This window comes from Novosphingobium sp. Sphag1I (assembly GCF_056279125.1).
The window spans coordinates 126,423-145,200 of the sequence record NZ_JBWBQS010000002.1; the positions used below are offsets into that span (position 1 = coordinate 126,423).

Below are 18,778 nucleotides of genomic sequence, written 5' to 3' on the forward strand. Positions count from 1 at the left end.
CTGCCCCCCGCCTCATCATCAATTTCCATATTCATCGATCAAATCGATCCGAAAGGCCGTCATGTCTCAGGAAACCGCCACTCTCTCCGCCACCTGCCCTGCCGACCTGCGTTCGCGCCTTGCCTCAATCGTGGGTGAAGCCAATCTGCGCGAGGATGAAGCAAGCCGCCGCCTGTTCAGCGAAGATATCTGGAGCGCGTCGGATCACACGGTGATGATGATCGTTGCGCCGGGCAATACGGCGGAACTGGCCGCGGTGGTCAAGGCCGCCGCCGAAGCGGGCGTCGATCTGGCGCCGCGCGGCGCGGGCATGAGCTATACCAGCGGCTATATCCCGGCGACCGGCACGACGATCTCCATCGATACCCTTCGAATGAACCGCATCCTTTCGATCCGCGAAGAGGATATGACGATCACCGTCGAGGCGGGCGCGTCATGGAAGAGCATTGATGACGCATTGAAGCCGCTTGGCCTGCGCCTGCCATTCTGGGGGCCGATGAGCGGGATCTGGTCCACCATCGGCGGGGGGCTGTCGAACCATAACGCCATGTTCGGTTGTGGCCATTACGGCACGTCGACGGAAAGCGTGATCGCGATCACGATGGTGCTGGCCGATGGATCGGTGTTGAAAACGGGCGCGCGCGGGCCTGATGGGGAAACGCCTTTCTATCGCCACTTTGGCCCCGATCTGGCGGGCCTGTTCATGGGCGATGCCGGAACGCTGGGGATCAAGGCCGAGGTCACCTTCCGCATGATGCGCCGCCCGCAATTCGAGGACAGCGTCAGCTTCAGCTTCAAGACCGGGCCGGTCATGCTGGAGGCTCTGGCCGAAATGGCCCGCGCGGGGATTGCCTCGGAAACCTGCGGCTTTGATCCGGGGCTGACCAAAGTGCGGATGCGCCGCATGGGCATGACCAATGACGTCAAGGCTCTGGGCGCGGTCATGGCCAAGGAAAAGTCGGTGTTCGGCGCGATCAAGGCAGGCCTGAAAATCGCCACCGCCGGGCGCAGCTTTATCGAGGAGGAGGAATACCCCCTCCACATCAGCGCCGAGGGCCGCTGCAAGGAAGCGGTGGCCGCCGATATCGCCACAGCGCGTGAAATTGCCGCGAAATATGATGGCGTCGAGATCGCCAACACCATCGCCAAGGTGATCCGGGCGATGCCCTTCCCGCCGCCCAACTCGATCCTTGGGCCGGATGGCGAAAGCTGGATCCCGGTCCATGGTCAGGTCTCGCTGTCCAATGCGCCCAAGATGTTTGCTGACATCAAGGCCTATTTCGACGGGATGCAGACCGAGTTTGACTGTCTGGGTATCCACACCGGCTTCCTCTTTTCCACGCTGCACAACAATGCCGTGGTGATCGAGCCGGTGTTCTTCTGGCCGCAGGGCTATCGCCCAGTGCATGAAAGCTTTGTCGAACCGGCCCATCTGGCGCGCCTGAAGCAATTGGGCGAGGCACCCGAAGCCACCGCCGTCGTCCATGCCGCGCGCGAAAAGGTGAAACGCATCGCCGAAAGCTATGGCTGCGCCCATTTCCAGATCGGGCGGGCGTATAAATATCGCGAGAGCCGTGACGAGGCTTTCCTGCGCGTGCTGGATGCGGTCAAGGCGGTGGTCGATCCCAAGGGTCAGTTCAACCCCGGCTGTCTGGGTTTCCCCGCGTGAGTACCTATCGCGCAATCCGTCTGGAAACCATCGCGCCTTCGTTCCGCGAAGGCTGCGTCATCCGTGAATTGCCTCTGACCGATCCTGCCCCGGGGGAATTGCGCGTGCGCAACCTCTATTGCGGCATCAACGGCATATTCGACACACAGATTGCGCGTAATGCGGTGGATTACGTCAAGATTGCCCTGCCCACCTACACCGGGGTCGAAGCACTGGGCGTGGTTGAGGCAGTGGGCGCGGACGTAACGGACTTTGCGACGGGCGATGCAGTGGTGACGACGCGTTTTACCGGCGGCTATCGTGAAGCCAACATTGCCCCTGCCGCCAATTTCCTGAAAGTGCCTTCGACCAATCCCGACTGGCTGGCGCTGTGCAGCACCGGGGTTTCGGCCATGGTGGCGCTGGACGCCATTGGCGAATTGAAACCGGGCGAAACCATCGCCATTTCGGCGGCGGCCGGTGGGCTGGGCCATTTTCTGGTCCAGATTGCCGCCGCACGCGGATGTCATGTCGTTGCCGTTTGCGGCGGCCCGGAAAAGGCCGAATTTGTCCGAAGTCTGGGCGCCGCGCGCGTAATCGATTACCGCGCCGAGGATGTCCGCGCCGTTTTGGACGCGGAATATCACAATGCCATCGACGTGGCGGTCGATACGGTTTCAGGCGCCATCCATGATGCATTTCTGGCCAATCTGGCCAACCATGGGCGATTGGTGGTGGGTGGGGCGGCGGCCGACCTCAACGGACGCCCCGAAATCATCAACGGCCCGCGCATTGCCAATGCGATCTATTACAAAGGCGCTTCGGTGCGCGGCTTTATGAACGGCCTGATGACGGCCCATTGGCCAGAGGCGCGTGAAAAGCTCTTCGCCCTTTATGAAAGTGGCAAGATCGCCGTTCATTTCGACCAGCCCCGTTTCAGCGGACTGGAAGGGATTTATGACGCCGTTGAACGCCTTTTGTCGGGCGCCTCATCGGGCAAGGTCATCGTTGATCTGGGAGGCGCAGAGTGATGGCGCAAAATATGCCTTTGACCTTGGCCGACAAGATCTGGGACGCGCATGTTACGACCACAACGCCTGCGGGCGCCGATCTGGTGGCGATTGACCGCGTCTTTCTGCACGAACGAACCGGCGCTTCGGCGCTCAAAAGCATGGCGGCAGCAGGCAGGCCGGTGGTTGATCCAAGGCGCGTCTTTGCGGTGATGGATCATATCGTCGATACACGCCCCGGACGCGGCGATCAGACATTGATGCAGGGCGGACAGGCCTTCATCACCGAAACCCGCGCGTCGGCGCTGGCGGCGGGCATCACCCTGTTTGACGTGAACGATCCCGATCAGGGTATCACCCATGTCATCTCGCCCGAATTGGGCATTGTCCTGCCCGGATGCACGCTGGTTGCGCCCGACAGCCATACCTGCACGCAGGGCGCTCTGGGCGCGCTGGCATGGGGCATTGGTTCATCCGAGGCCGAACATGCCATGGCCACCGGCGTCCTGCGCCTGCCTCGGCCCAAAACGATGTTGGTGCGGTTTGAGGGCGAATTGGGCACCGGCGTGACGGCCAAGGATATGGCGCTGGCGCTGCTGGGTTCCTATGGCGCGGGCGGCGGCGCGGGCCATGTGGTCGAATTTGCCGGGTCCGCCGTCACGGCCCTCGATATCGAGGCCCGGATGACCTTGTGCAATATGGCGACCGAATTTGCCGCCATGGCCGCCATCATCGCGCCCGATGCCAAGACTTTCGCCTATCTGGCGGGGCGGCGTTATGCTCCGGCTGATTTCGATGCTCCCTATTGGCAGGGTTTGCATTCGGACGAAGGGGCCAATTTCGACCGCGAGATCGTGATCGATGCCGCCAGCATCGCCCCCATGATCACGTGGGGCACCAGCCCGGAACATGCCATCCCCATCGACGCCGCCGTACCCCAAGGGCCGCAGCGCGCCCATGACTATATCGGCCTTGCACCCGGCGCCTTGATCGAGGGCACGCCAATCGATGTTGCCTTCATCGGTTCCTGCACCAATGCACGCCTGTCCGACCTGCGCCGCGCCGCAGCCTTGACCAAGGGGCGCCATATCGCGCCGTCGATCAAAAAGGCGATGGTCGTGCCCGGCAGCGGGTCCGTCAAGCACGCCGCCGAAGCCGAAGGGTTGGACAAAATATTCGAGGCCGCCGGTTTTGAATGGCGCGAAAGCGGCTGCTCGCTCTGCTTCTTTGCCGGGGGCGAGAGCTTTCCCGCGGGCAGTCGCAGCATATCGAGCACCAACCGCAATTTCGAAGGCCGCCAAGGCCCCGGCATCCGCACCCATATCGCCAGCCCCGAAGTCGTCGTGGCCAGCGCCATTGCCGGTGTGATCGCCGATCCGCGCAAGCTGGAGATTCTGGCATGACGCCTTTTACCACCCTTTCGGCGGTCGCCGCGCCGCTTCTGGCCGACAATGTCGACACCGATGCGATCATTCCCAGCCGCGAGATGAAATCAACCGGACGCACCGGCCTTGCCGAGGGTCTGTTCGCGCCGTGGCGTTATATCGAAGGGCGCGTCCCCAACCCGGATTTCGTTCTGAACCAAAACGCCTATGCCGGCGCGCAAATCATCGCGGGCGGGTCCAACTTCGGCTGCGGGTCAAGCCGTGAACATGCCGTATGGGCTTTGGCCGAATATGGCGTGCGCTGTGTGATCGCCTCCAGCTTTGCCCCCATCTTTGCGGCCAACTGCATTCGTAACGGCCTGTTGCCGCTGGTCTTGCCGCGCGAGGCGGTGGAAAGCGTCGCAGGCCAGATGGTCCATATCGATCTGGCAAGCCAGACGCTCACCTGCGGCGATGCCAACCATCCTTTTCCGATCGAGGCCGAAGCCAAGGATATGCTCCTTGAAGGGCTCGACGCCATTGACCTCACCCTGAAATCGCGCCCCGCCATTGCCGCATGGCACGATGCGGACCGCGTGGCGCGCCCATGGATTTACCTATGACTTTCATCACCCTATCCGAAGTTGGCCCACGCGATGGGCTGCAATCGATCAAGGCGGTCATGCCGTTGGAGGCCAAAAAGGCCTGGATCGCGGCCGAAGCGGCCTGCGGCGTGCCCGAAATCGAGGTGGGCAGCTTTGTGCCCCCCAGCCTCTTGCCGCAAATGGCCGATACCGCCGAACTGGTACGCTTTGCGCGCGGTATTCAGGGGTTGAACGTCGTGGCGCTGGTGCCCAATGCCAAGGGTGCAGCGCGTGCCGTCGAGGCCGGCGTCCACGGGTTTTCCGCCCCCTTTTCGATGAGCGAAACCCATTCGATCCGAAATGTCCGCAAGGACCACGCGCAAATGATCGAAGAGATCCGCGCCATGGCCAATATTGCGCGCGATGGCGGCGTGCATTTTGCGGTGGGCCTTTCCACCGCCTTTGGCTGCACCATCGAGGGCGCGGTTCCGGAGGCAACCGTTGTCCGCATGGCCGTGGCCAGCATAGAGGCGGGCGCCCAGGAACTCTCGCTATCCGACACCACCGGCTATGCCGATCCGGCGCAGGTCCGCCGTTTGGTGCGCGCCGTTCGGGCAGAGGTGGGTGAGGCGCTGACCACTCTCCACCTGCATAACACCCGCGGGCTTGGGCTGGCCAATGCGCTGGCCGGGCTGGACGAAGGGATCACCACGTTGGATGCCTCGCTGGGTGGCCTTGGCGGATGTCCCTATGCGCCGGGGGCGTCGGGCAATCTGGTGACCGAGGATCTGGTGCTGATGCTCAACGCCATGGGCTATCAGACCGGCATCGATCTGGAAAAGCTGCTGAAAGTTCGCGGCATTCTGGCCGAAGCCCTGCCCGGCGAGCCTTTATACGGTTTCACCCCGGATGGGGGCGTGATGATGGATTATCATGAAAGGATGGCCAAATGAGCCAGAACCCCACCCCTCTGGCGGGCCTGCGCGTTATTGAATTCACCCACATGGTGATGGGGCCTGCGGTTGGCCATATTATGGCCAGCCTTGGTGCAGAAGTCATCCGCATCGAACCGATTGGCGGGGATGCCACGCGGCGTCTGCTGGGTTCGGGATCGGGCTATTTCCCCATGTATAACCGGGGCAAGCAATCGATCTGCCTCGACCTCAAGTCGCCCGAAGGGGTGGCCGTAGCGCGCGATCTGGTCGTTGGTGCCGACATTCTGGTCGAGAATTTCCGCCCCGGCGCGCTCGACCGCATGGGCCTGTCCTATGAAGCCATGAGTGAGGCCAACCCGCGCCTCATCTATTGCAGCGAAAAGGGCTTTTTGCCCGGCCCGTACGAAAACCGCACCGCGCTGGACGAAGTGGCGCAGATGATGGGCGGCCTTGCCTATATGACCGGGCCTCCGGGGCGGCCTTTGCGCGCCGGATCCAGCGTGATCGACGTGACGGGCGCGATGTTTGGCGTGATCGGCATCCTGGCCGCGTTGGAAGAACGCCACCGCACCGGGCGCGGCCAAAAGGTCGTGGCCAGCCTGTTTGAAACAACCGCCTATCTGGTCGGTCAGCACATGGCCCAATTTGCCGTGACCGGAAAGCCTGCCGCACCCATGCCCGCGCGCATTTCCGCATGGGCGATCTATGACGTGTTTGAAACCCAGGATTTGCCGGTTTTCATCGGTGTTGTTTCCGACACGCTTTGGGAAAAATTCTGCGCGCTGCTGGGCTTTGACGATTTGTGGGCCGATGAAACCATCCGCGCCAACAACCAGCGTGTTTTGGCCCGCGATCGCATTCTGCCCATCGTACGCGAAAAGGTGGCCACCTTTACCCGCGCAGACATCATCGCGCGGTTGGAAGGCACCGGCATCCCCTTTGCCCCGGTCAGCAAGCCCGAAGAATTGTTTGAAGACCCGCAGTTGGTGGCGGGCGGTTTGGAAACGGTGTTTCTGGACGATGGCCGCGAAACGCAATTGCCAACGGTTCCCCTTGAAATGGCGGGCAAACGAACCGGGGGAGAAAACCATCTGCCCATGCCCGGGCGTGACGCGCGCCAAGTGTTAGGCGCCCTCGGCTATCATCACGATAAAATTGAAGAATTGATCGGGTCCGGGGCGGTTGGCGCCCTGTAATTCCGACAATGGGGGAAAAGCGATGAGCGATACTTGCGATGAAACACTGCTCCTGAGCCGCCGCATGCTGATGGCAAGTGGCGCGATGCTGGGCGCGGCCATGGCTATGCCGGAAATGGCATCTGCCGCCTCGATCAGCCGCGAAGAGGGTATCCCCACCGACGCAGCCGCCCGTATCGCCATCATGCGGCGGATGCGGATGCGTACCGATGCAGGCCCGGTGTTCTGGTGGTTCCGCGGGCGTAACTATGCCCAGCAAGGTGCCAAACTGATCCCGATCTGCGACATGATCTATGGCGCTTTGATGGACATTCGCCCGACCGCCGACGGGGGTTTGTCCACCACGCAGTATGAATTGGCGTTCCGTTGCGCGCTGGACACCGGCGTGCGCGCGGAAAAGCTGTACAACCCGATCACCGACACGATGGTCGATGTGCCCTTTGCCCCCGTTGGCCCGACCACGGTGTCTTATTCGCCCGACAATACGCTGCAATTGCCCTCCAGCATTGGCGGATCGACCTTTACGGCCGAACATGTCCCCGAACTGTTCTACCGCCTTGGCGACACGGTCTGTTTCCAGACCCACAGCCGCGCCCGCGCACAGACGCCGGGCCAGACCGACCGCGTGCTCAACGATATGAGCATGATTTGCAGCCCGGCGGCTCAGGCGCTTGACCCGAAATGCGCCTTTGCCAGCGCGACTGCCTATGGCACGGATGTCACCGATTATGCGCGCTGGTGGAAAATGCCGGCGGGATCCGGCACGCAAACGCTGCGCAGCGCCGGGCAAAAGGTCGCGCGCTATGCCGACATGCCCGAAGACTGGCGCGCGATGGTGGCCAAGGCGGATCCGGCAATGGCGGCCGATCCGCTGGGCGTTTTGAAGCGCGCCGCAACAACCTATCGCAATTAAGCATCGGGGGCCTTTGCTCCCAAACCTACCCGCACTTGACCCCGGCGCCTCGCATCCGAAGCGCCGGGGTTCTTTTGTTGGCGCATAAAGAAAGTGCGGCAGGTCGCCCCGCCGCACTTCATTTGGACCGATGTCCTGCCCTTTGAGCGGGTTTCCTCAGATCGGCTTGACCGTGCCGAGGAAGCAGATGCCCGAAATCGTGATCCAATAGACATAGGCCATGCAGCGCCCAAGGAAGAAGTCGCGTTCAAGAACGGCTTCGATCTTGGGGTTCGGGCCTTGGGCCAGAATGCGGAACGCCGTGGTCCAGCGGCGCATGATCCAGCGCAGACCAAGACCGATGCACAACGTAAAGCCGTAAAGCGTGAACTTGGTGGCATACCAGCGCTGGCCTTCACCCGCCTCGAACGGACCGTGGCCCAGCAGCGAGGAAATCCCGACAAAGAAGATCGTGGGGATCAGGAAATAGCGCACCGCTTCATCGATCTTGGTCAGTTTGATACCAATATCGGTTTCACGCTTGATGAACGCGCCCCAGCACAGGCCAAGCCACAAAGCGACGAAAATCCACATCCCGGTCAGGAAGTTGCCGCCATAGGGCTGAAGCCCATAGATGTTGCCCATATGCAGCCCCAGCGGCAGCAGCGTGATAATGCCGGTACGCGCCAGAATATCGATGCGATAGGCCGTTTCCATATGGCGACGGCGCTCTTCCATCGAAAGATTGCGGTTGAGGATATTATAGCTGGTTTGAAACACACCCCATTCGCCGCCCAGCCAATAGACCATGCAGATGATGTGCACCCAGCGCAGTACGAGAACTTCCTGAATCACGGTTTTCTCCCTGAGTTGGGACCGGATGGCGGCGATCGCGCCGTCCGGTCCGTCACCGGCGGGTCGGGCGGTTGATGGCCACGACCTCCTGCTGTGCCCGATGCCTGCCATGAATTGCGCAGGTTCAGGTAGGTGTCCCCAAGTCTTCTCTCGCCTGTCGGTCAGGCAACTTCACCTATCGGATAAATGGGCTCAGAACTCTGCCAACAGGCGGCCCACGCCCTCGATTTTGTCTTGGATGCCGCAGGCGCGCAGGCCGTGCCAATAGGTGGCCGTGTTTATGGCGATCACCGGCTTGGAGAGCTTTTGCTCATATTCGACCGCCAGATCGACCATTGAAAGGTTGGTGCCGACCTGAACAATGGCGTCCACATCGTCGCCGTCCAAATAATCCAGCACCGGACGCAAGTCGTCGGGCGTCACCTTGGCGATGTCGGTCCAGCGCTTGCATTCCAGCGGCTTGTCGCGCTTCACCTCAAAGCCTGATTCCTCAAGGAAACGGCGGACTTCTGTGTTGGCCACCGGATAGTAGGGCGAAACGAAGCTGACAGTCTTCACCCCGCCATAGGCTTTCAAGGCAGCGGCGACCGATTCGGCGCCCGTGCTGGCGCCAACGCCCGCGACGGCCTCGACATCGGCCTTCCACTTTTTGCTGCCTTCAACGCCACCATAGAAAGTGACCGCCGACATGCCCAGAACCAGATAATCAACCTTGGCCGTCATCACGCTGCGCACCGCATCATGGGTGGCGTCGGAAATGGCCTGCGTTCCGACCAGGAAATCCTCGTTCGACAACGCCAGCGGGTCCTCGACATAGATGCGGCTGAAATGGTTCGTCACGCCGACGGGGCGCATACGCTCCATGTCGGGCTGCACCGTCGTGTTGGTCGAAGGCGCGATCACCCCCATCAGCTTGCGCCAGCCCAGAACGTCACCCATGCGAATATACTCCTTGTTACAGGCAGGACGGGGGACCGTGCCCAGATTGGATAGAAAAAGGGCGGAGCGTTTCATCGCCCCGCCCCGAATGGATCAATCGACCAGCGCGGCCTGTGACAGGCTTTCATACATCGCCTGACGCATCAAATAGGCGCGGCGCTTTTCATCATCGGCCTTGAGCGCCAGCATCGCCTGACGACGGCGGGTATGCGCTTCGTCGGCGCCGCCCTTGATAAAGGCCATGTTTTCGATCGTCTGCTGCTGGGTAAAGCTGTGCGTTACCGTGCGGCGCTGACGATCATAAAGCGCGAGGTTGTCCTTGGACTTGGTGCCCTTGAGCACAGGGTCGAGCTTTTCGAACAGGTTGAAGGCGTCATGCACGCCCGAATTCATCCCGAACCCACCCAACGGATTGTTGAGATGCGCAGCGTCCCCGGCCAGATAGACGCGGCCATTGCCAAAGCTCTTGGCCACGCGTTGATGCACGCGGTACAAGGTGCGATGGCCGGTTTCGACGTGGATGTCGCTGCCCAACAGGCGTTGGAAAATGCCGTCCTTGAACTCGTCGGATTTCAGATAGTCATCGCCCAACGACGCATCGGTCGGCACCAGAACGCGCCACACCGACGGCACGCGCAGCAGAACCAGCCATTCCGACGGATCCGACACATAGTTCACATAAGCCAGATTAGGCAGATAGTCCGCCAGTTCCAGCTTCGTCGAAAGCGTCAGGAAGCGTTCGGGATAGGTAAAGCCGTCAAATTCGATGCCAAGCCATTTCCGGACCACCGAATTCGCACCGTCCGCGCCAATGACGAAGTCACAGCGGAAGCGCTTAATATCCGTCATGGTTTCCACGCACAGGTTCACCCCTGTATCGTCCTGCTCCAGCGTCAGCAGACGATGGCCGAACAAAACAGTTGCGTTGGGATATTGATCCAGCCCCTCGGCCAACCCGCGCGAAAGGTGATACTGTTCGCATTGAATGCGATAAGGGTAGCGCGTGACATCGGCAATTTCGGAAAGGTCAAAATCGACCACTTCGCCCGACGAACGGTCGCGCCAGTGATAGATCGGCGCCTTGAGCCCACGATCCAGCAGCATTTGCGTGATGCCAATTTCATCCAGCATTTCCAGCGTCGAGGGATGGAACGTGGAAGCGCGCAAATCCTGCGCACAATCCAGCCCCGCCTCGAACACCACCACGTCATAGCCAGCCTTGGCCAGCAGGGTGGCCGTCACTGTGCCAACGGGACCTGCCCCCACGATAGCAACCTGGCACCGTTCTACCCCTGTCATAGCTCATGCACTCCAAACATCGGATTTGCACTGGATATGGACGCTTGGCCCGGTTGAGGTGCGTCATGTGCTGGAATTATCCGCACAGTGGGGATTGGCGGGTCCTGCACATGCTTGCACAAAGCCGCGCGGCACAGTGCAATTCTTCATGACAACAAGGGATGCGCGAAACTATGGGCGTGAAATGGGAAAAGCTGGCCGTGACGGCGGCTATGGTGGGCTTGATGGCAGGTTCGGCCCTGGCGCAAAAAGTTGCAGGCGACGAGACCGTCTATCAACAGAGATTCGCCCAGTTCCTCAAGGATCCGGGCAATTTCCCCTATGCCCCGATGGAAAAGCTGATCGGGGCAAAGACATGGACGCCCATGACGGCCAAGTCCGATCCTGCGCTGGACGGCGCAATTTTCGCAAAGGGCGACGCCTATGCCGCCGCTATGCGGTCCAGCGCATTTCTCGTCTGGCACAAGGGCGATCTGGTCCACAGCTGGTATGGCCCGGGCATGAATGCGCAAACGCCGATGCTGTCCAAATCGCTCTCGAAACCCATTACCGCATTGGCTGTCGGGCGGGCCATTGCCTTGGGCCGGATAAAAGGTCTGGATCAGCCGCTGGCAGAGATCATCCCCGAATTGAAGGGCACGCAAAAGGGACGCATTTTGGTGCGCCATCTGCTCGACATGCGTTCGGGCATGCTGGATCAGGGCTTTTCTCCCGATCCCGCACACCCGCTCAACACCGCCTATCTTTCGACCGAGCATGACCGCGAGATCATCGAAAAATATCCGATGACGGCAGAACCGGGCACCAAATACGCCTATGCTAATGCGCCCTCGGACATGGTTGCCTTGGTGATTGAGCGCGCCACAGGCCGCCGTTATGGCGAATTTGTCGGCACCGAAGTGCTGGCCAAGATCGGGGCAGCAGGCGGCACAATCTGGGTGGACCGCGAAGGCGGCCTGGCCCATTCGGGCTGTTGCACCTATCTCCCGGCGGAAACCTATCTGCGTTTGGCGATGTTTATCCACGCCGATGGCATTTGGGGTGGCAAGCGTCTGCTGCCCAAGGGATATACCGCCCAAATGCGCAAGGGCACGCCGCAAAATCCCAATTTCGGCCTCGGTCTTTGGATCGGAGAACCTTATCATCAGCGCCGCGGTTTTGGCGCGCCCGGCACCCTTGGCCCGCAAGTCCTGCACAGCGAGCCCTATCTTGACCCGGCCATGTATCTGTTTGACGGCAATTCGAATCAGGTGGTCTATATTTCGCCCAAATATGACCTGATCGTGCTGCGTATCGGGGCCACCCCGCCCGCGCCGTCACCGACACAGGCGGAATGGGACAATGCCTATCTGCCCAATCTTTTGATCCGGGCGATCAAACCTTAATTCGGCGCAGAAAAGCCTTTAGATCGCGGGTGAACAGCTTGGGATTTTCCCACATGGGGAAATGCCCAAGCGTGGGATATTCGATATATTCCACCCGCGCATTGGGGAAGCGCGCCTTGGATTCCGCCGCGCTCTGGCTGATTACCGTGTCATAGGTGCACCATTGCAGCAACACCGGCACGGTGACGGCCTCGGTCTCGCGCTTGACGATATCGGTCTTGAACAATTCGACATTGGCGGCAAGGAAAGATGCCTGATTGCGATAGGCGTCGGGCAGATTGTCCGCATCGAAAATGCTGTCCACCATCCAATCGGTCGGTTCGAAACCGGGCGGCGTGGTGTCTTTCAATACTTCGCGGAAAAAGGCATGGCTGCGCCATTCGGGCGTCTTGGCCTTCTGTTCGGCGATCAGTTCCATCATCCGCGCCCCGACCTTTCGCGTCTGGCTGGGGCGTTCCAGCGGCAGGATGGAAAACGCCATCGCCGTCACATGCCCCGGATAGGCCCGGTTATATTCCAGCGCGACATTGGCCCCGTTGCTGGTCGAAACCAGCGCGAAACGGTCATGGCCAAGCTGGCGCATCAATCCGTCCATCAGTTCGGCGGCGCGAGGCGTGGTATAGACGCCCTTGGGGTCCGGCCCCGACAGGCCATAGGGCGGCCAGTCGAACCGAACCACCCGATAGTCCCGCTTAAGCAAGGGCACGACCAGATCCCATTCGTGCAGGTTCACAATCGAACCATGCAGCAAGACCACAACCGGCGCGCCCTTGCGCCCTTCTTCGCGCACATGGATCGGCACGCCATCGACGGTCACGAAACGCGAAGGCGCCCCGGCCCAACGCTTTACAACCGCCGCGCGGTCCGTATGGACATTGGGTGTTTCGGGGGGCGTTTCGGGGGAGGCCGCATACGCCCCGCCCCCGATCAACGCCAGCGCCGCGATCAGCGCCTTCACGCGGCCATATCCGCAGGCCAGCGCGGCAGGCCCATCGATTCACGCAAAGTCGTGCCCGGATATTCGCTGCGCAGCGCGCCCGCCGCCTGAAGGATTGGCACCACTTCTTCGACAAAGATTTCCAGTTCGCCCGGCATATAGGCTGGTTGCAGGGTGAAGCCGTCACAGGCCCCTGCCTCGACCCACTGGATCATCATATTGGCCAATTGGGCCGCCGTCCCGCGAAACACGTTGTGCCCGCGCGGCGTGCGGACATAGCCCGAAGCAAATTTGCCCAGCGGCAGGCCAATTGATGCAGGCTTTTCCAGCGCGCGGCCAATATCGGCCTTGGGGAAACAGGTCTGTTCCAGAATGTGACCAACCGGGATGGGACCGGCCGGATCAAAACCCGTCAAATCACAATTGAGCGATTCCGACAGATATTCAATGCAAAGCGCCTCATCGGCCAGATCGAGGATCGCCTGATCCTTGGCAATCGCCGCCGCTTCGGTCTCAGCCAGGATGAAGGAAAGACCCGGCATGATCTTGACCGCATCGGGGTCACGTCCTGCCGCAGCGACGCGCGCGCGCATGTCAGTGCGAAAAGCGATACCCTCCTCCATCGTGGGGGCGGAACAGAAAATCGCTTCGGCAATGCTGGCGGCAAAGTCGCGGCCATCGGACGACTGACCGGCCTGCACAAAAACAGGGCGAGCCTGCGGCGATGTACCCAAGGCGGCGTTCTTTTCACGCCAGATCGCCTGCGCCTGCGTCACCGTTTCGGCCGCCATTTTATAGCGCAGTGATTTTTCCGGCAGTTCGTCATCGCCAAAATTCGGGGCGGTGTCCGGGTGCGCGGTGGTGACAATATTCCACCCCGCACGCCCACCGCTCATCCGGTCCATGGTGGCAAAACGCTCGGCCAAACCTTCAGGCGTCCAATAGGTGGTCGAGAGCGTGTTGACGAGTCCAATATGGCTGGTCACCGAAGCAATAGCGGACAGCAACGCCATGGGATCAAGCGTCGGCATGGCCAGATGTTCAGGCGTGCGGCCACGGACGCCGCGCGACTGCAACTGATCGCCGAACACGATGGCGTCAAACCGGCCCTTTTCGACCAGACGGCCAACACGGGCGTAATAGTCCATGTTGAACACACCCTCCGGCTCTGCACCGGCATGACGCCAACCGCTGGGGTAATGGCCGATGCCCTGCAAAAAGGCCCAAAGGTGCATGGCGGGGGCATTCTGCGAACGGGGCATCAGGCAATCTCCTCATGGGCCGCGCGCATCGTCAGGCCCAGTCTTTCACGCAAGGTTTCGCCATATGGGCGGCCAAGGGTCAGCGATGCCAACGCCTCGCCCAAAGCGGGCAATTGGGCGCGCGGATTGGTCAGGTCGATGTGCAGACCATCGATATCGCCCGCTTCGTAACGGCCAGCGACAGCGGCAACATCGAACCCCGATTCCGCGCGCAACAGTCGGCGCGCGGCGGCCGGGAACGCCTGCCCTTCGGACGCGATCACCACATCGACGCCCGGCACGGCAAAGGGCGATGCGGCATCACACACCAACACCGGATGGCCCTGTTTTGGGCGCATCGCATTGACCGGCCCACGCGTGCTGTAATGCGTTCCGACATAATTGCTGGGGCGCACCTTGGACGTGTCCAGATAGCGCCCGCTTTCCTTGTCGATGATCAGGCAATCATCATCCCAACCGTCCCATAGCGAGCGCGTCGCCCGCACCAGATCGGCCAGTTGCGCCGCGCTGCCCCCTTGGGCCACCGGGCACCAGCCCAGCAAGCCGCCCGACAGATAGTCGATCGCCGACAAGGAGCGGGCGACGTGGAACGGATGGGCAATCCGGGTCGACACCACCGGCACCAGCCCCAGGCGCGACACACGCGGCGCGCCCCATGCGGCAATCACCTGCGGATCAAAGGGCAGGCTGTCATGACGGCCCAGCATCAACAGATCGACCCCCGCGGCCTCGGCCATGGGCAGGATTTGCGCGGCATAGGCCGGATCGGCCAGCGCCGGATCGCCGATGCTGGCGGAAAGGATAAAGCTTCTGGTCATACGACAATCACCGCTGAAAGAGAGGAATGGATGGTTTCACAGCCATCGGGCGTGATAAGCACGAGGTCTTCGCAATGGGCCGAACCGCCGACGCCGGAATCCAGCACCGGGCAATCGACCGAAATCACCATGCCGGGGCGCAGTTCCAGATCGGGCTTGCGCCAGAACCCGCCTTGGAAATCATTGGCATCTTCGCCCGGTTCATCGGTATGGGCCAAACCGCAGGAATGCGGACCAAAGCCGACCTGAACATCAAAGCCGCCGCGCTTAAGCGCGTCCTGCCCGATCCGCACGATATCGGAAAAGCGCAAGCCCGGACGCAAGGCCTCGCGCACCGCCTGCCAGCCATAGGCAGCGGCATCGGCCGCACGCGCCGCCGATTTCGTGGGTTCGCCGACAAAGATCGTGCGGGCAATATCGCCGTGGTAATTCTGAAAATGGCTGACCGCGTCGAGGAACAGCGCCTGACCATCGGCAATGCGATGCGGGTTAGATTCCGAGGATGACCGATCAACGTTCAGGAAGACCGCCGTATTGCCCCGCGCCGCCGTTTCCGCCCGGAACAAGCCATGCAGGTCGCGATAGGTCGCCCCGGCCCGCACGGCTTGCGCCACCGCCACAAGGGCCTCGGCATTGGCATCGGCGGCGCGGCGCATCAACGCAATTTCCTGCGGCGATTTGATAAGGCGAATTTCGCGCATGGCATTGTCGGCGGCAATGCTCTCGCCCCGATGATCATGCCGCGCCAGAACACCCGCGATCAAGGGATCATCCCAACCGATACGCCCGCCCCATGCGCCCAATTCCCGCAAAGCCGCCACCAGCGCACCGCCCGCATGGCGATAGGCGGCGCGATGCTTCAACGCGGCCCCGCTGATGGCGAAACGATGCTGTTCCATGGCCGAAAGCGGGGCAAAGCCGCGATCCGGGCACAGCGGAAAATCGCCATTCTGCCCCAGATCGTCCCCATCGCTCAGATCATCGTATAGAAACGCCTCCACCGGCCCGCGACCATCGGCATAGGTGTAAAAATGGAGGAACCGGCTGGTCACCAAAACCGGTTTTTCCATGTGGCGACGCGTCAGAATGGCAAACGTTCCGGCAGGTTGCCCCATGCGGGTGCGGCCAATTTGCGGCCAGTGGCCCAGAGCATGGAACACATTGACCGGCTGCGCACAAACCAGCGCGTCCAGCCCCCAGCGCTCCATCACGGCATAGGCTTCGTCCAGATTGATCGGCCCTGCGGCATTCAACCCGTCGAAAAGGACATCATCATTGGAGCCGGTCTGTAACATGGCTGCAAATTGACCATGCAAAACTCGCGCTGCCCTGTGACAAAAGGCTTCTATCCGCCTGCTGGATAAGGTCAGGATGCGACAAGTCCGCGCAGGGATGCGGGTTAGCTTCGCTGTCCATGACTTCGATCAAATCCCCCGCCATCATGCGTGCTTTCGTCACTTTGGACGAAGGACAGATCCACCTGCGCCAGATGGAAGGAAGCGGTGTGCCGCTGCTCCTGCTCCACGCCTCACCCGCGTCGGGCTGGTTCAGCCAGCCTTTGATGCGGGCCTTGCGTGCCGCCGGGCATCAGGGACCGATCCTGGCGCCCGATACGCTGGGCAATGGCGACAGCGCTCCGCCCGCGCCCGAACATCCCGATATTGCCTATTTCGCCGGATCGATGGTGCGGATGCTGGACACGCTGGGGATTGATAAGGTCGATGTTTACGGCACGCATACCGGCGCACGCATCGCCTGTGAAATGGCGGCGGGGCATCTCGACCGCGTTCGCCGGGTGATATTGGACGGCATCACCGAATATTCCGACGAATTGCGCGCCGCCGTGATCGAAAATTACGCGCCCCTCGTCGAACCGGATGCCTATGGCCGCCACCTGATCTGGGCCTTCAATTTTTGCCGCGATCAGGCGCTGTTCTTTCCCCATTTCATGCAGGATCCGGCCCACCGCCTTTCGGTGCCCATGCCGCCGCCCGAAATCCTGCACCGCATCACGCTGGATGTGCTGAAATCTTGGGACACTTATTCAAAACCCTATATCGCGGCCTTTGAATATCGCGCCTTTGAGCGGATGGGCCTGATTGATGCCCCGACCTTGCTGCTCAAGCCGGAAAGTGAACTGGCCTTGCTCAATGCCTCTGTGGCGCGGGCGTTGGAGATCCTGCCCCATGGGCGGGCCGCCGCCATTCCCCCCGGCGATGGCGCAAAGGCCGCCGCGATCCTCCATTTCCTAGCCGGAGATAAAGCATGACCGCCGACCGTTTGCCGATCAGGACCTGCCTTGGCTTTGGCATTGGCACGGTGGGCGTGTCGATCATGCTCAACGCCGTGACCGCCTATTACCCCGCCTTCATGACCACGGTTCTGGGTCAATCGCCCGAAATCGCGGGCTATCTGATGATGGGGGCGAAACTGTATGACGCGGTGGTCGACATGATCATCGGATCAATGAGCGACAAGACCCGCAGCCGCTGGGGCCGCCGCCGTCCGTTCATGATGCTGGGCGCGTTTCTGTCGGCGGCATCCTTCCTGATGCTCTTTGCCCCGCCCGCGCTCAGCCAAGGCGCGTTGATCGCCTATATGATCGCGGCACAAGTGATCTATTCCACGGCTTATTCTCTGTTTGCCGTGCCCTATATGGCGTTGCCCGCTGAACTCACCGAGGGCTTTGCCGAAAGAACGCGGCTTTTGTCCTTCCGCACGGTTTTTGTGTCGATCGGGCAAATGCTGGCGACCGCCGGAGCGGCGGCGATCATCAAATCAGGCGGCGCGGGCGGCCCGGCCTATGCCACCATGGGTCTGGTGATGGCGCTGGTGATTTTCGGGGCGATGACCGCCACGGTGCTTTCAGTGCCGTCAACCCATGCGCAAGAGGAAAAGGTCGACGCCCCACCTGCCCTTTCCTTGCCGCGTCAGATCGCGCTGATGACACGCAACCGGCCCTACATGCTGCTGCTGGGCGCCAAAGTGTTTCAATTTCTGGCCTTTGCCAGCATCGGCTCCTGCGGCCTTTTGTTTCTGCTCAACGTGCTGAATGTGGGTTACAGTGGCCAGATTCTGCTGACTTCGGTGCAGAATATCACCACCGCCCTGTCGATGCCGATCTGGGTGTGGAGCGGCAAGAAGATCGGCAAGCGCGGCACCTATCTGATCGGTGTGTTCATCTTCTGCGCCACGGCGTTGAGCTGGCTGGCCGCCCCTAATGCACCGGGCAGCAGCGAACTGATTTTGCGCGGCATTTCTTCGGGCTTTGGTTCGGGGGCGCTGATCCTGATGTCAATCTCGATGCTGGGCGACACGATGGTCTATGACCGGGTGATCACCGGCATGGGCCGCGAGGGCCTGCTGTCCTCCACCGCCGCAGTTCTGGAAAAGGCCAGTTTCGCTTTGGGCGTGGCGATATTGGGCATCTTCCTGCGTGCGGCACACTATATCCCAACCTTGGGGGGCAAGCTGGTCACGCAACCGGACAGTGCGATCTTTGCATTGACCATGGGCTATGCCGTCATCCCGGCGGCCATGTTTGTGGTGAACGGGGTTTTCCTGTGGCTCTATGATCTGGACGAGGCCAAGCTGGCGGCGGCGCGGGGCTGATCGGGCGTTCTTAACAAGGCCGGGATGGGCAAACATCCCGGC

The 18,778-nt window shown here is 61.3% G+C and carries 17 protein-coding genes; 10 read left to right on the top strand and 7 right to left on the bottom strand.

All coding sequences use genetic code 11. The annotated features are described in order from the left end of the window. Positions 1-61 precede the first annotated feature (61 nt). Genes ACZ9HU_RS02665 through ACZ9HU_RS02695 form a run of 7 tightly spaced genes read left to right on the top strand, consistent with a single transcriptional unit; the run spans position 62 to position 7,650 of the window. Positions 62-1,669 carry an FAD-binding oxidoreductase gene (locus ACZ9HU_RS02665; RefSeq protein ID WP_476102028.1) on the top strand — a complete coding sequence of 536 codons (1,608 nt, stop codon included), beginning with the start codon at positions 62-64 and terminating at the stop codon, positions 1,667-1,669. Further along, positions 1,666-2,679 carry a zinc-binding dehydrogenase gene (locus ACZ9HU_RS02670; RefSeq protein WP_476102030.1) on the top strand — a complete coding sequence of 338 codons (1,014 nt, stop codon included), beginning with the start codon at positions 1,666-1,668 and terminating at the stop codon, positions 2,677-2,679. The genes ACZ9HU_RS02665 and ACZ9HU_RS02670 overlap by 4 nt, the downstream gene beginning before the upstream one ends. After that, the gene (locus ACZ9HU_RS02675; RefSeq protein ID WP_476102032.1) at positions 2,679-4,061 is read left to right on the top strand and encodes a 3-isopropylmalate dehydratase large subunit; all 1,383 of its coding nucleotides are present in this window, start codon (positions 2,679-2,681) and stop codon (positions 4,059-4,061) included. The genes ACZ9HU_RS02670 and ACZ9HU_RS02675 overlap by 1 nt, the downstream gene beginning before the upstream one ends. Further along, positions 4,058-4,645: a 3-isopropylmalate dehydratase small subunit gene (leuD, locus tag ACZ9HU_RS02680; RefSeq protein ID WP_476102034.1), complete on the top strand. Its 588-nt coding sequence runs from the start codon at positions 4,058-4,060 to the stop codon at positions 4,643-4,645. The genes ACZ9HU_RS02675 and leuD overlap by 4 nt, the downstream gene beginning before the upstream one ends. Further along, the gene (locus ACZ9HU_RS02685; RefSeq protein ID WP_476102036.1) at positions 4,642-5,559 is read left to right on the top strand and encodes a hydroxymethylglutaryl-CoA lyase; all 918 of its coding nucleotides are present in this window, start codon (positions 4,642-4,644) and stop codon (positions 5,557-5,559) included. Before leuD ends, ACZ9HU_RS02685 begins: the two co-directional genes overlap by 4 nt. Further along, positions 5,556-6,737 (top strand): CaiB/BaiF CoA transferase family protein, encoded by a 1,182-nt coding sequence (locus ACZ9HU_RS02690; RefSeq protein ID WP_476102038.1) that lies wholly within the window; start codon positions 5,556-5,558, stop codon positions 6,735-6,737. The genes ACZ9HU_RS02685 and ACZ9HU_RS02690 overlap by 4 nt, the downstream gene beginning before the upstream one ends. A gap of 22 nt (positions 6,738-6,759) precedes the next feature. Next, positions 6,760-7,650, top strand: coding sequence for a hypothetical protein (locus tag ACZ9HU_RS02695; RefSeq protein ID WP_476102040.1), 891 nt, complete (start codon positions 6,760-6,762; stop codon positions 7,648-7,650). A 156-nt stretch (positions 7,651-7,806) separates the two neighbouring features. Here the strand turns inward: ACZ9HU_RS02695 and ACZ9HU_RS02700 are convergent, their stop codons facing one another. The 3 genes from ACZ9HU_RS02700 to ACZ9HU_RS02710 all read right to left on the bottom strand — a co-directional run bounded on the left by ACZ9HU_RS02700 (position 7,807) and on the right by ACZ9HU_RS02710 (position 10,722). Then, complete coding sequence (locus ACZ9HU_RS02700; RefSeq protein WP_476102042.1) at positions 7,807-8,484, bottom strand: hypothetical protein; 678 nt, start codon at positions 8,482-8,484, stop codon at positions 7,807-7,809. A gap of 192 nt (positions 8,485-8,676) precedes the next feature. Continuing rightward, positions 8,677-9,423 carry a maleate cis-trans isomerase family protein gene (locus tag ACZ9HU_RS02705; protein ID WP_476102044.1) on the bottom strand — a complete coding sequence of 249 codons (747 nt, stop codon included), beginning with the start codon at positions 9,421-9,423 and terminating at the stop codon, positions 8,677-8,679. Positions 9,424-9,516: 93 nt separating this feature from the next. Beyond that, entirely contained in the window at positions 9,517-10,722 is a 1,206-nt protein-coding gene (locus ACZ9HU_RS02710; protein ID WP_476102046.1) for an FAD-dependent oxidoreductase, read from the bottom strand. A gap of 161 nt (positions 10,723-10,883) precedes the next feature. Here ACZ9HU_RS02710 and ACZ9HU_RS02715 point away from each other — a divergent pair, with 161 nt between their 5' ends. Then, positions 10,884-12,107, top strand: coding sequence for a serine hydrolase domain-containing protein (locus ACZ9HU_RS02715; protein ID WP_476102048.1), 1,224 nt, complete (start codon positions 10,884-10,886; stop codon positions 12,105-12,107). Here the strand turns inward: ACZ9HU_RS02715 and ACZ9HU_RS02720 are convergent. The 4 genes from ACZ9HU_RS02720 to ACZ9HU_RS02735 are packed head-to-tail and all read right to left on the bottom strand — an operon-like array spanning position 12,097 to position 16,419. After that, the gene (locus ACZ9HU_RS02720; protein ID WP_476102050.1) at positions 12,097-13,065 is read right to left on the bottom strand and encodes an alpha/beta fold hydrolase; all 969 of its coding nucleotides are present in this window, start codon (positions 13,063-13,065) and stop codon (positions 12,097-12,099) included. The genes ACZ9HU_RS02715 and ACZ9HU_RS02720 overlap by 11 nt on opposite strands. Further along, on the bottom strand, positions 13,062-14,306 hold the full coding sequence (locus ACZ9HU_RS02725; RefSeq protein WP_476102052.1) for an LLM class flavin-dependent oxidoreductase: 1,245 nt from the start codon (positions 14,304-14,306) through the stop codon (positions 13,062-13,064). Before ACZ9HU_RS02725 ends, ACZ9HU_RS02720 begins: the two co-directional genes overlap by 4 nt. Further along, entirely contained in the window at positions 14,306-15,124 is an 819-nt protein-coding gene (locus tag ACZ9HU_RS02730) for an LLM class flavin-dependent oxidoreductase (RefSeq protein WP_476102054.1), read from the bottom strand. The genes ACZ9HU_RS02725 and ACZ9HU_RS02730 overlap by 1 nt, the downstream gene beginning before the upstream one ends. After that, positions 15,121-16,419, bottom strand: coding sequence for a M24 family metallopeptidase (locus ACZ9HU_RS02735; protein WP_476102055.1), 1,299 nt, complete (start codon positions 16,417-16,419; stop codon positions 15,121-15,123). Before ACZ9HU_RS02735 ends, ACZ9HU_RS02730 begins: the two co-directional genes overlap by 4 nt. A gap of 119 nt (positions 16,420-16,538) precedes the next feature. Here ACZ9HU_RS02735 and ACZ9HU_RS02740 point away from each other — a divergent pair, with 119 nt between their 5' ends. Together ACZ9HU_RS02740 and ACZ9HU_RS02745 are read left to right on the top strand one after the other, a co-directional pair. After that, the gene (locus ACZ9HU_RS02740) at positions 16,539-17,393 is read left to right on the top strand and encodes an alpha/beta fold hydrolase (RefSeq protein ID WP_476102057.1); all 855 of its coding nucleotides are present in this window, start codon (positions 16,539-16,541) and stop codon (positions 17,391-17,393) included. Further along, complete coding sequence (locus tag ACZ9HU_RS02745; RefSeq protein WP_476102059.1) at positions 17,390-18,736, top strand: MFS transporter; 1,347 nt, start codon at positions 17,390-17,392, stop codon at positions 18,734-18,736. Before ACZ9HU_RS02740 ends, ACZ9HU_RS02745 begins: the two co-directional genes overlap by 4 nt. Positions 18,737-18,778: the final 42 nt, after the last annotated feature.